The organism is Desulfobacula toluolica Tol2 (assembly GCF_000307105.1).
GTDB lineage: Bacteria > Desulfobacterota > Desulfobacteria > Desulfobacterales > Desulfobacteraceae > Desulfobacula > Desulfobacula toluolica.
This window is the reverse complement of sequence record NC_018645.1, coordinates 3,538,940-3,551,337: the sequence shown is the minus strand read 5'-3', so window position 1 is coordinate 3,551,337 and position 12,398 is coordinate 3,538,940. Positions and strand designations below refer to the sequence as shown.

The window sequence follows — 12,398 nt, the reverse complement described above, 5'->3', positions numbered from 1 at the left end:
TTTAAATTTCTCTTGCAACTTTTAGGTATTAAAAGAAACTTTATGGAATTGTAAGGAATCTTTTGCATGGCCTTTTTTTGTTTCATCAGGATAACCAATGGCAATGATGGATTCAACCAATATCGTATCTTGTGTAAGGTTTAAAAGTTCTTTGATATAAGTCTCCGCAGTTTTGGAATCGTTATAATCTCTTTTTCTGATTTGTATCCAGCAACTGCCAAGGCCAAGGTCATGTGCTGCCAGATGGATAAAGACAGACGCAATGGATGCATCTTCAATCCAGACATCACTTTTGGATGCATCACCGCAGACCAGAATTCCAAGGGCAGCTTCTTTTAAAAATCCTGCACCGTGGGGTTTTGCTTTGGAAAGTTTTTCAAGCAGGATTTTATCGTCAATAACAATAAATTTCAAAGGGTTTATGCTTCTTGAGGAAGGAGATCTCAAGGCAGCTTCAATCAGTGTGTTTATTTTTTCTTTTTCAACGGGTTTGTCTTTGAATTTTCGGATACTTCTTCTGTCGTTAATCAGATTTAAAAACATTGGTGATTCCTCCCGGGATTAATGAAAACGGGTAATATTAATATTGTTTTGCAATTGCATCTCATCGAATTTTTTTCTTGCCATTTGTTTGAATTTATTTCGTGTCACAGGCCATAACAAGAGTAATCCAAACACATCGGTGATAAGTCCGGGGGTTAACAGTACGACACCTGCAATGAATATAATAACGGCATCAACCAATTCTTCGGCCGGCATAAGTCCCTGTTGCAGGTTCATCTTAAGTTTAATCATGGTATTCATGCCTTCTATTCTGGCAAACCAGGCTCCTAAAAATCCTGTCAGGATAACCAGTAAAATGGTATTGAACCCTCCAATGACGGTTCCGACTTTTATTAAGAGATAAAGTTCAATAACTGGGATCAGGGTAAAACATAAAAACAGTTTTAAAAGCATTTCTTTGGGCTCCTTATTTTGGGGGCTAATATATCTCACATAATGGTACTGAAACCTTTTTTGTCAAGTTTTTGACAATACGTTAAAGTACTGTGAGACAGGCACCCGGACTCCAGATGTTTTTGATATCTTCTCTTTTAACAGATTTATTGATGATACCAAGGAAAGAATTTCTGGAAATTTCAGTGGCTCCCATTCTAAGCAGGTGACTGGTTGTAACCTGACAGTCAATCAGGTCAAAACAAAATTTTTTTAAATGGGTTGCAAGTGCAACCAGAGCAATTTTGGACGCATCACTTTCAAAAGAAAACATGGATTCACCGAAAAAAGATCCGCCAAGGCAGACACCATACAATCCGCCGACTAATTTGTCTTCTCGAAAGGTTTCAACGGAATGAGCATATCCCAGTGTGTGAAGCTTTATATAAGCATCTATCATTTCATCTATAAGCCAGGTGCCTTCGGGTTCATGTTTGCGTGGTTTTGCACAGGCGGTAATGGTTTGTTCAAATGCAGAGTCAACTCTGATATTAAAGAGATTTTTCTTTATTTTCTTTTTCAGGCTTTTTGAAATATTGATGTCTTGGGGAAATAGTACAAGCCGTGGATCAGGGGACCACCATAAAATAGGTTCATCTTGTGAAAACCATGGAAATATTCCGTTTTCATAGGCAAGCAGCAGTCTTTTGGTCGAAAGATCTCCCCCGATGCATAAAAGGCCGTCAGACCTTGCAAGCCAGGCCGGGGGAAAATCTAATTTTTTTGATAATCTGAAAAGGGGCATTCAGCTTTTATATGTAAAATTCAGCTTGTTATTTCTGAGACCAATGGATATTTTACCCCCTTTTTCCAGACTGCCGAAAAGAATTTCATCTGTGAGTCTGTCTTTTATTCTGGTCTGGATAAGTCTATCCAAAGGTCTGGCACCAAACTTGGGATCATAGCCTTCTTTTGCAAGAAATGTTCGAACTTTTGCCGAATAAGTCAAGGTAATATTTTTAATTTTTAGCATGGATTTAAGTTCTGTCATGTTCTTGTCAACAATCATTTCCATAACCTTGAGGGACAGATGATTAAACTGGACAATACCGTCAAGCCGGTTTCTAAATTCAGGGCTGAATGTTGTTTCAACAGCTTTTAATCCCTTTGAATCCATATCTGATAACTGGGAGCCGAATCCAATGGCGTTAGAACTCATTTCCCTTGCACCTGCATTAGAGGTCATAATTATGATAACATTCCTGAAATCTGCTGATTTGCCGTTGTTATCTGTCAGGGTTGCATAATCCATTACCTGTAAAAGTATATTATACAGATCCATATGGGCTTTTTCAATTTCATCCAGCAAAAGAACACAGTGGGGTGATTTTCTGATGCCGTCAGTCAAAATTCCGCCCTGATCAAATCCGATATATCCCGGTGGGGCACCGATCAGCCTGGAAACAGCATGTTTTTCCATGTATTCGCTCATGTCGAATCTTAAAAATTCTATCCCCAGTTGATAGGCAAGTTGTTTTGCCACTTCTGTTTTACCCACGCCTGTGGGTCCCATGAAGAGGAACGAGCCAATAGGACGATCCGGGGCTGCCAATCCGGCTCTTGACCGTTTGATGGATGTGGTCAGGGTTTGGATGGCATCATCTTGTCCAAATATGACTTTAAACAGTTTTTTGGGCAGGGATTCCAGGTTGGCTTTGTCTGTCGATGTAACGCTTGTGACCGGCACTTTGGCAATTTTTGCAACAATGTTTTCTATATCTTTGGGGCTGACTATTTTTCGATGCCCCTTGCCTTTTAACCGAAGATAGGCTCCTGTTTCATCAATTACATCAATGGCTTTGTCCGGCAGGAACCGGTCATTGATATATTTGTCAGAAAGATAGGCCGCAGCTTCAATGGTTTCTGCCGGGTAGGTCAGGCCGTGGTGTTCTTCGTATAAAGTTTTCAGTCCGGTCAATATTTGAGTGGTTTCCTCAAGGGAAGGTTCCGGTACTTCAATTTTTTCAAATCTTCTTGAAAAAGCCCGGTCTTTTTCAAAATGATTCTTATATTCTTCATAGGTTGTGGTGCCGATGCATTTAATATCTCCGGAAGAAAGAGCCGGTTTTAAAATGTTTGAGGCATCCATTGAACCGCTGGTGGTAGCACCTGCACCGACCACCGTATGGATCTCATCAATGATCAGTAAAGCGTTTTCCTTTGCTTCAAGAGCATTGATAACATCTTTGAGCCTTTGTTCAAAATCACCCCGGTATTTTGTTCCGGCCAGAAGAGTTCCCATATCAAGGGAGAACAATTCGCAATTTTCCAGCAGATCCGGCACTTCCTTGTTGTTTATTTTCAAAGCAAGTCCTTCTGCAATAGCGGTTTTTCCAACGCCGGGATCTCCAACAAGGATAGGGTTGTTTTTTCTTCTGCGGCAAAGCACCTGCATAACCCTGTCTGTTTCATCGGCTCTTCCGATGAGGGGATCAATTTTTTTGTCCAATGCCTTTTTCAACAGATCTGTTGTGAAAATTTCCAAAGGATCTTTCTTTGTTTGCCGTTTAGGTTTTATATCTGTCGGTTTGAATATTTTTTGTGAAGGATCCATTGGCGGAGTTGGTTTTTTTACAGGTTCCGACGTATGCGAAATATATTTTAAAACGTCAAGGCGGGTAATTCCTTCAGATTCGAGGTAAAAAGCGGCATGGGAATCTTTTTCCTGGAAAATGGATGCAAGAATATCCCCTAAATTGACTTCGGTTTTTTCAGCGGATCTGGCCTGGTTGATGGCCCGCTGTATCATCCGCTGGAACCCGATGGTCTGCTGTAAAACATATTCTTCTTTGGAATCAATTTTTGTTAATTTTTCATCAAAGAATTTTTCAAGTTCTTCTTTTATCTGTTCAGGACTGCCACCACATTTTTCAATTGTCTGGGCACCTGTTTCATGGTTAAGGATTGCATAAAGAACATGTTCAACACATACATACTCATGCCTTCTTTTCTTTGCTTCCCGTACGGCAAAACCGAGAGCTGTACTGAGTTCTTTGCTTATCATACCTACTCCTTTTCCATAGTGCTTTTTAAAGGAAAGCCTTTATTGCTTGCCAGGTTGTGAACTGTTTCTACTTTGGTTTCTGCGATTTGCCTTGGATAGATACCACAGATTTCCTTTCCCTTATTATGTATATTAAGCATCATTTGCGTTGCTTTTTCAAGTGATTTTCCAAAAACGTTTACAAGAATTTCCACAACAAACTCCATTGTTGTATAATCATCATTATGGAGAATGACCTTATACATGGGCGGCGGGACTTTTTTTGTTCTGGAAGAAACGTCCTCTTTTGTTCTGGAATCAGTGGATGTCATTAATTTTAAACTCCTAACGCATACAACATTTTTTATATTTTTTACCGCTTCCGCAGGGGCAAGGGTCATTTCTTTGTACTTTTCTAGAGGATCTTTTTACGGGTTGTTGTATGCTGGACCCGTCTGAATGGGAAAAAGTAAGATCATCTTGTTCTTTTTTTTTTATGTCCTCTATCTGGGATGAAGTTGATATCCGGATTTTGAATAAAATATCCACTATTTCTTCTTTTACCGTTTCCATCAAACCCTGGAACATATCAAAGCCTTCTTTTCTGTAAATCCGTAAAGGATCCTGCTGTGCATATCCGCGCAGCCCAATACCCTCCTTTAGATGGTCCATGGACAAGAGATGTTCTTTCCACCGGGTATCAACGGTTTGAAGAATGATATGCCGTTCGATTTGTCTTGTGATCTCTTCTCCAATGGATGCTTCTCTTTGGTTGTATATTTCTTTTAATTGCTCAAAAAGATTTTCTGACAGTTGTTGTGCCGTAAAATTATCATCAACTGCAGTTTTAAGTTCAGGGTTAATGTTAAACAATTGTTTGATTCTGTTTTCAAGGCCTTCAATATCCCATTGCCGGATAGGAGTTTTTTCCACGGCAAATTCATCAACAACATCATAAGCTTTGTCTTCAATCATTTCCAAAACAACCGGTTTTAAGTCTTCTTCAAGCAATGCTTTGCGTCTTTGCCGGTAAATGACCTCACGTTGCTGGTTCATTACATCATCATATTCAAGCAGGTGTTTTCTGATTTCAAAGTTATGACCCTCCACCTTTGACTGGGCATTTTCTATGGCTTTGCTGATAAAAGAATGTTCAATATGCTCGCCTTCTTCAATGCCAAGTTTGTCCATAATTGCATGGATTCTGTCTCCGCCGAAGATTCTTAAAATATCATCTTCCAAAGATAGATAGAATCTTGAGGAGCCCGGGTCACCCTGTCTGCCGGAACGGCCTCGAAGCTGGTTGTCGATGCGTCTGGATTCATGGCGTGATGTTCCCAGAATATGGAGTCCGCCAAGCTCTTTAACTCCTTCTCCAAGAACAATATCCGTACCGCGGCCAGCCATGTTGGTGGAAATGGTTACGGCACCTTTTTGGCCTGCATTGGCAACAATTTGGGCCTCTGCTTTATGATGCTTGGCATTTAATACCGTGTGTTTGATACCTCTTTTTTTGAGTTGTTTGCTCATGTCCTCTGAAATATCAATAGAAATAGTTCCCACAAGAACAGGCTGACCTTTTTTGGAAAGCCGTATGATCTCTTCTATGGCAGCAGCATATTTTTCTTTTTTTGTTTTATATATCAGATCAGGATAGTCTTTGCGTATCATTTCCTGGTGGGTTGGGATTACCAGAACATCAAGGTTATATATTTTTTTAAATTCAGCAGCTTCGGTTTCCGCCGTACCTGTCATACCCGATAGTTTGTCATACATCCTGAAAAAATTTTGAAAGGTGATGGAGGCAAGAGTCTGGTTTTCATTTTCAATTTTAACGTTTTCCTTTGCTTCGAGTGCCTGGTGAAGTCCTTCACTATAACGTCTTCCGGTCATCAGCCGCCCTGTAAATTCATCAACAATGATAACCTGATTATTTTTAACAATATAATCCGTATCCCGTTTGAAAATTGTGTGTGCTTTCAGGGCCTGGTTCAAATGATGGAGAAGTTCTATATTTGCAGGATCATAGAGATTGTCCACTTTGAGAAATTTTTCACCCTTTGCAATTCCGTCTTCTGTTAAAGAAACGCTTTTTGATTCTTCATCAAGTGTATAATCAATGTCTTTTTGAAAGGATGGAATAATAGTATTGACCTGGGTATAAAAATGGGTTGACTTTTCACCCGGCCCTGAGATGATAAGCGGTGTTCTGGCTTCATCAATCAGAATGCTGTCAACCTCATCCACAATGGCAAAATTAAGGTCTTTTTGAGCAAGGGAGTCTTTGTCGAATTTCATGTTATCCCTGAGATAATCAAACCCGAATTCATTGTTTGTGCCATAGGTGATGTCCGCACTATAGGCTGTTTTTCTTTCCTGGTCGTCAATGTCATGGAGAATTGCACCCACGTTTAATCCCAGGAAATTATAGATATTAGCCATCCATTCGGCATCCCTTTTGGCCAGGTAATCATTTACCGTAACAATGTGAACCCCTTTTCCTGATAAGGCATTAAGATAGGCTGGAAGGGTGGACATCAATGTCTTTCCTTCACCGGTTTTCATTTCAGCAATGCTTCCATTGTGAAGTGCAATACCCCCAATCAGCTGAACGTCAAAGTGGCGCAGTCCAAGAGTTCTGACAGATGCTTCTCTGACCAGGGCAAATGCTTCTGGTAAAATATCATCCAGTGTTTCTCCGGCTTGCACTCTTTGTTTGAATTCGATTGTTTTGAGTGCAATCTGTTCATCAGATAACCGCTGCATTTGAGGTTCAAGATGATTGATCTGTTCGACAACCGGTTGGAGCTTTTTTAAAATCCGGTCATTATTGGAGCCAAATATTTTCGTAAAAAAATTGAATAGCATTTAATGGGTTACCTATAATTAAAATATGTTTTTATATGTTTCATATGAAAACATATAAGCATTAATCGGGTAAATTAAAACAAAAAATTTCAATTAATTTTGTGTTTTGATAAAGAATAAAAATAATATGGACTAATTCAGAAAGTATTTTAAGGGATTTACAGGCGTGCCATTAAGTCGGACTTCATAATGTACATGGGGACCTGTACTTCTTCCTGTATTGCCTAAAATACCGATGACCTCCCCTCGTTTAATCTCCTGGCCCTGTTTAACCAGAATTTTTTTCAAATGCCCGTATTTGGTGACCCGACCATGACCATGATCAATCATAACCATATTGCCGATATACAGTTTGTGGGCAGCATAGGAAACTCTGCCGTTAGCCGTTGCAACGATGTTTGTCCCGCTTCTGTTTGAGATATCCACTCCGGAATGAAATTCTTTTTGTCCGGTAAAAGGGGATGTCCGATATCCGAATTTGGAAGTGATCCATCCGTCAACCGGTTTTATGGAAGGCGTAGATGCCAGAAGGTTTCTTTTTTGTTCCAGCAATTTAATCAGATTTTCAAAATCAAGCGCTTGTTTCTGGGCAGCCAGATTTGTCTGGTCGGTCTGACGGTGCATTTCACGTATCAGGCTGGTATGTTTTTGCTCCAACGGAATATCCGGGTCAAGCTCATCTTCGGGGATGCCACCGATACCGATTAATCCGCTGGAATCACTGGTTTGCTTGATATCGGCTATAAGCCTTACTTTATCTTCAAATTTAGACAGATTGCAAACCTGTTTTTTTAAAATTTCTATTTCACCTGCAAAGGTCTGAATTTGACTTCTCTGGCTTTTGATTTCATTTTCCTGTTTTATGATGGTGTGATTTAAAACAGTGTTGTTCCATGAGATATTTTTCAATCGGCAGTAGTCGTATCCAATGAAGGCTGCTCCTGCGATTGTAGAAAGTATAATGAGAAGCAGCCCCCCGAATATTGATTTGCGGATAGAAAATTCCCTGATATCAGAAGTGTCGCCGGAATGAAACCATATTTTAATAGCCTTTCTCATTATGCCCTTCTTAGTTAGAATTTTTTTAGATGTCAAGCACAATAATCATTACAAAGGCCCTTGAACCCGATTCAATCCAGTTTCATCATCCAGGCCAAACATGATGTTCATATTTTGAACCGCCTGTCCGGCAGCTCCTTTTAAAAGGTTGTCAATGGCGGAAACCATAATGAGTTGGCGACTTGTTTCATCAAAGTGAATGCCGATATCGCAGCAATTTGTCCCTTTAACATGAGAAATTGCAGGATACATGCCTTTGTTGAGAAGCCTTACAAAAGGTTCATCGCCATAATAGGTGTCATAGGTTTTTCTTATTTTATCCTGGGTTGCAGTGTCAGTTACCCGGGCATAAATTGTTGACATCATTCCTCTTGTCAAGGGCAGAAGGTGAGGCACAAAGGTTATGGAAACCGGCTGCTGTGAGTGCAGGCTTAAAATTTCATTGATTTCCGGTGTATGCCGATGATTCCCAATTTTATAGGGATTGAAGGATTCATTGGCTTCACAAAAATGAGCGGAAAGCGACAGGGAACGTCCTGCACCGCTTACACCTGATTTTGAATCTGAAATAATGCCGGCAGGCTGGATTAATCCCTCCTTTAAAAGAGGAAGCAGTGGCAAGAGAATGCTTGTGGGATAGCAGCCCGGATTGCCCACAAGGTTTGATGTTTTGATTCTGTCTCTGTATAATTCGCTGAGACCATAGACGCTTTGTTTTAAAAGGTCTTTTGAGGTATGTGTCTGGTAGGCTGACTCGTAAGCTGCGACATCTGTAAATCTGTAGTCAGCGGATAAATCAACAACTCTTATGTTATTTCCCAGCATTGTGGGTACATGTTGCATGGAGACTTTGTGCGGTAGTGCTAAAAATATGACGTCTATTTTTTTTGAAAGTGATTTAATATCCAAGTCTTCACAAATAAGGTTTTCAAACCCTCTCATTGAAGGAAAAATATCTGTTAAAGATTTGCCTTTATAGCTGTTGGAAGTGACAGCACACAATTTTGCTTTTGGATGATTGGAAATCAGTTTGACAAGCTCAACTCCTGTATATCCTGATGCTCCTGCAATGCCTACGTTGATCATATGGTTCCTTCTTGTTTGAAACAATTTAAAAGTCTTTTGCTTAGCAAATAGACTAATTTTTTTCAAGAATCAATTTTTTTTTTGAATCAAACTTCATTTTTTTAATGGCTGTATTCTACCAGTGTGTGATCTTCTTCTTTCAGTTCCGTGTTAATAATACCTGATATCACATCCCAGTCTCCTTTTGCCAGTCCTGCACCAATCTTTGGATAGCCGATTCTCTGATTGGGAAACTCTTTTTTTATCCGGGCAAAGAGTTTTTGGACGGCACCATAATCAACCAGAGGGCCAGGGCCTGAAAAATCATATTGGGTATAACCGTTAACAATGGTAAAGCGTTTGCCGTTTCTTGCAATGTGAGCCAAAGAGTATGTCCCCAGCTTTTTTTTGTCTCCTGTTTTTGTCTCCTGATCCGCCTGGTATGCCTCGGGAAAATCATCTCTGATTAATTTTGCAATCCCCGCTCCCATAGTACAAAAGCAGTTACAGCCATGGATGATGACATCAAATCGTCCGGCCAGGGCCAATTGAATCAGGTCTCCTTTTAATATGTTCATTGTTAAATTATCCTCATTTTACACCAAAAAAACTAATGAAGACTCTGGCTTAAAAAACTCACACAGTGACTTTCAGTTTTTGTTGTGGTTAAATCTGGTTATGGGCAAATCCGGGAGAAAGAGTAAGTCTGCCCATTGAAGTTATCTGCAATAAGCTCCTAAAGCTTTTGGGACTATTAGCATATCTGCAATATTTTTCAAGAATTTTATTGGGCGATATTTGGTTTTGCTAAGCAGATCAGGGCAAAAAAATGTAATTTGTAATTATAAAAAATAATATTAATTTAAAAGAAATAGGGTTTATGTATGGCGACATGCGTATGTGTGTAAAAATCTCCATCAAACTTGTAGATGATATATCCCATCTGGCCGGTGCCATTGTAAAAACGAATCATATTGGGTAGTATTTATTTCTTGCATGCTTATTATTTAACAAGGAGTAAATATGAAAATAAATACTGTTAAAAAAATAACGGATTGCAAATATCTGAATCTTTTTTCAATTTGTTACAATGATCGGGTTAATCATGAAAAACAATGGATTTTTGCATCAAGATCAGAGAGGTTAAATCCCTTTGAACAAGATTATACAAAACCAAATGCGGTTGTTATTGTTCCGTATCACATACAAGAAAAAAAACTGGTGGTGATAAAAGAGTTCAGGGTTGCCATTGGCGGTTATCAATATGGATTTCCTGCAGGACTTGTCGATAAGGACGAGTCTGTTGAGCAGGCAGGAAAAAGAGAGTTGTTTGAAGAAACCGGTTTGACAGCAACAAAAATATTAAAAAAAAGTCCTGTTGTTTTTTCATCTTCCGGTATGACGGATGAATCCGTAAGTATGATGTTTGTTGAATGCAAAGGCCATCCCACAAACAGTTTCAATGAAGCATCCGAGGATATTGAGGTTATGATGTTGTCCAGAAAACAGGCATCGGATATCATATGTGACAACAAAATTAAATTTGATGTGAAACTCTGGATTGTTTTGAATACTTTCGCCTCGCAGGGGATAATTTAAATGTTTTCTAATTTTTTATATTTTCTTATTGCCTTGGTCATATATACAACCTCTGACCTGTTTGATACTGACAAAACTTTTGATCCTGTTTATCTTTTTGACGGTCTTGCAGTCAGTGCATTATTTGTGCTTATTTGTTTTGTTTCATTTAAACGGCTGGAAAAAAAATCTGTTGAAAATCCTTATGAAAACATTGATCATCTCATAGACACTTATACCTCAAGGTTGTCTGTGATTGCTTTGGTGATTTTTGCCATAAATATTTATGGATTTCAATTAAATCGTATTTTCAGCGGGATAGTTTTTTTTGATGCTGTTCCAACATTTGAAGCCATCCTTTTTCTGGGGCTTTTTCTTTTATATCTCATGATTATCTGGAATGCGGCATATCATGTGCAAAAGAAATATTTTTCAAGCAAAGTGTCGAAAAAAAATTTTATTTTATCCAATCTTTCGTTTTCATTGCCGGCTCTGCTGCCCTGGTTCTGCCTGTCACTTATTGCAGATATTCTTGGTTTTTTGCCTTGGCAGCCTTTTAAAACGTTCTTACAGACCCCTGCCGGTGAAATCTGCTACATTGTCCTGTTCCTTATCACCATTGCTGTTTTCGGCCCTGTGTTAATAAGGATGGTATGGAATTGTCACCCCCTGGAGCCTGGATATGCAAGAACCCGGATCGAAACTCTCTGTCAAAAAGCCGGGTTAAAATATTCGCAAATTTTAAGATGGGAATTGTTTGGCGGGACAATGATCACTGCCGGGGTGATGGGAATTATCGGGCGGTTTCGGTATATTCTTGTTACACCCGCATTACTCAATTCATTGAATGATGATGAACTGGATTCTGTTATGCTGCATGAAATAGGTCATGTCCAAAAATATCACATGTTATTTTACCTTTTCTTTTTTTTAGGATTTATTGCCTGTAATTTTGTTTTTTTTGAACCTATTATGCTGTTGTTATATATATTGGAACCGGTATACGACCTGTTTGCTATGATTGGTATCGAAAAGGGGGCTGCTCATTCGATCCTGATCATTTCGACACTGATTGGATTTTTTGTTTTGTATTTCAGATTTGTATTCGGGTTTTTTATGAGAAATTTTGAACGTCAGGCAGATCTTCATGTCTATCGCTTTACCCCTGATGCTTCCCCTCTTATTTCAACTTTCTATAAGATCGCATCCTTTTCAAGGCAATCCATTGAAAGACCTAACTGGCACCATTACAGTATCGGTCAAAGAGTAAGATTTCTGGAAAAATGTCAATCAAGCCCGGCTTTGATACAAGCCCATCACTCATATGTTAAAAAAATGATTATCGGATATTTTATCCTGATTATGGTAATTTTTGGGTTTGGATATTCAATTAATTACGGTGTGGCCAAGGAATCATTCAGCAATTTTATAGCTGAAAATATTCTTTTTCAGCAGATGGACCTTGATCCTGAAAATTCTGATTTATATGTGGTTGTCGGTGATTATTATTACAATAAAAAAAACTATGAAAAAGCCATTGATTCATATGAAAATGTTTTGAGGGTTGATCCTGAAAATATTCATGCATTAAATAATTTGTCCTGGCTTTTTGCAACCTGTCCGCAAGAAGAGTACAGGAACAGAGAAAAAGCCCTGGAATATGCGGGAAAAGCCCTGGCACAAAAACGAGAAGCCTTTATCTTAGACACTTATGCAGAAGCATTGTTTGTGAATAATGATATCCCGAACGCGGTAAACGCAGCAAAAGAAGCCCGTAAGCGTTCGAAAGATAAAAAAGAGTATTATGACAGTCAGCTGCAGCGATTTGAAAAGATGTTAAATCCCTGAA

At 39.0% G+C, this 12,398-nt stretch carries 11 protein-coding genes; 2 read left to right on the top strand and 9 right to left on the bottom strand.

The window, feature by feature from the left end; genetic code table 11:
- Positions 1-21: 21 nt before the first annotated feature.
- The 9 genes from TOL2_RS16055 to TOL2_RS16015 form a co-directional block, all read right to left on the bottom strand.
- Complete coding sequence (locus tag TOL2_RS16055; protein ID WP_014958374.1) at positions 22-543, bottom strand: nitroreductase family protein; 522 nt, start codon at positions 541-543, stop codon at positions 22-24.
- 18 nt (positions 544-561) lie between these two features.
- Positions 562-957, bottom strand: coding sequence for an FxsA family protein (locus TOL2_RS16050; protein ID WP_014958373.1), 396 nt, complete (start codon positions 955-957; stop codon positions 562-564).
- 82 nt (positions 958-1,039) lie between these two features.
- Complete coding sequence (gene aat, locus TOL2_RS16045; RefSeq protein WP_014958372.1) at positions 1,040-1,741, bottom strand: leucyl/phenylalanyl-tRNA--protein transferase; 702 nt, start codon at positions 1,739-1,741, stop codon at positions 1,040-1,042.
- Positions 1,742-4,000: an ATP-dependent Clp protease ATP-binding subunit ClpA gene (gene clpA, locus TOL2_RS16040; RefSeq protein ID WP_014958371.1), complete on the bottom strand. Its 2,259-nt coding sequence runs from the start codon at positions 3,998-4,000 to the stop codon at positions 1,742-1,744.
- A 2-nt stretch (positions 4,001-4,002) separates the two neighbouring features.
- Positions 4,003-4,311, bottom strand: a complete 309-nt coding sequence (gene clpS, locus TOL2_RS16035; protein ID WP_014958370.1) for an ATP-dependent Clp protease adapter ClpS — start codon at positions 4,309-4,311, stop codon at positions 4,003-4,005.
- A 13-nt stretch (positions 4,312-4,324) separates the two neighbouring features.
- Positions 4,325-6,847 carry a preprotein translocase subunit SecA gene (gene secA, locus TOL2_RS16030; RefSeq protein WP_014958369.1) on the bottom strand — a complete coding sequence of 841 codons (2,523 nt, stop codon included), beginning with the start codon at positions 6,845-6,847 and terminating at the stop codon, positions 4,325-4,327.
- 132 nt (positions 6,848-6,979) lie between these two features.
- Entirely contained in the window at positions 6,980-7,906 is a 927-nt protein-coding gene (locus TOL2_RS16025; protein WP_014958368.1) for a M23 family metallopeptidase, read from the bottom strand.
- A 48-nt stretch (positions 7,907-7,954) separates the two neighbouring features.
- Positions 7,955-8,992, bottom strand: coding sequence for an N-acetyl-gamma-glutamyl-phosphate reductase (gene argC / locus TOL2_RS16020; RefSeq protein WP_014958367.1), 1,038 nt, complete (start codon positions 8,990-8,992; stop codon positions 7,955-7,957).
- A 101-nt stretch (positions 8,993-9,093) separates the two neighbouring features.
- Positions 9,094-9,549, bottom strand: a complete 456-nt coding sequence (locus TOL2_RS16015) for a macro domain-containing protein (protein WP_014958366.1) — start codon at positions 9,547-9,549, stop codon at positions 9,094-9,096.
- 445 nt (positions 9,550-9,994) lie between these two features.
- On the opposite strand from TOL2_RS16015, the gene TOL2_RS16010 reads away from it, so the two are divergent.
- Complete coding sequence (locus tag TOL2_RS16010) at positions 9,995-10,570, top strand: NUDIX hydrolase (RefSeq protein ID WP_014958365.1); 576 nt, start codon at positions 9,995-9,997, stop codon at positions 10,568-10,570.
- On the top strand, positions 10,571-12,397 hold the full coding sequence (locus tag TOL2_RS16005) for a M48 family metallopeptidase (RefSeq protein ID WP_014958364.1): 1,827 nt from the start codon (positions 10,571-10,573) through the stop codon (positions 12,395-12,397). It abuts the gene before it with no gap.
- The last annotated feature ends 1 nt before the right edge of the window (position 12,398 follow it).

Excerpts from the sequence above, each read along its gene's own strand:
- TOL2_RS16055 (WP_014958374.1), bottom strand. The coding sequence starts at position 543 with ATGTTTTTAAATCTGATTAACGACAGAAGAAGTATCCGAAAATTCAAA.
- TOL2_RS16050 (WP_014958373.1), bottom strand. The coding sequence starts at position 957 with ATGCTTTTAAAACTGTTTTTATGTTTTACCCTGATCCCAGTTATTGAA.
- aat (WP_014958372.1), bottom strand. The coding sequence starts at position 1,741 with ATGCCCCTTTTCAGATTATCAAAAAAATTAGATTTTCCCCCGGCCTGG.
- clpA (WP_014958371.1), bottom strand. The coding sequence starts at position 4,000 with ATGATAAGCAAAGAACTCAGTACAGCTCTCGGTTTTGCCGTACGGGAA.
- clpS (WP_014958370.1), bottom strand. The coding sequence starts at position 4,311 with ATGACATCCACTGATTCCAGAACAAAAGAGGACGTTTCTTCCAGAACA.
- secA (WP_014958369.1), bottom strand. The coding sequence starts at position 6,847 with ATGCTATTCAATTTTTTTACGAAAATATTTGGCTCCAATAATGACCGG.
- TOL2_RS16025 (WP_014958368.1), bottom strand. The coding sequence starts at position 7,906 with ATGAGAAAGGCTATTAAAATATGGTTTCATTCCGGCGACACTTCTGAT.
- argC (WP_014958367.1), bottom strand. The coding sequence starts at position 8,992 with ATGATCAACGTAGGCATTGCAGGAGCATCAGGATATACAGGAGTTGAG.
- TOL2_RS16015 (WP_014958366.1), bottom strand. The coding sequence starts at position 9,549 with ATGAACATATTAAAAGGAGACCTGATTCAATTGGCCCTGGCCGGACGA.
- TOL2_RS16010 (WP_014958365.1), top strand. The coding sequence starts at position 9,995 with ATGAAAATAAATACTGTTAAAAAAATAACGGATTGCAAATATCTGAAT.
- TOL2_RS16005 (WP_014958364.1), top strand. The coding sequence starts at position 10,571 with ATGTTTTCTAATTTTTTATATTTTCTTATTGCCTTGGTCATATATACA.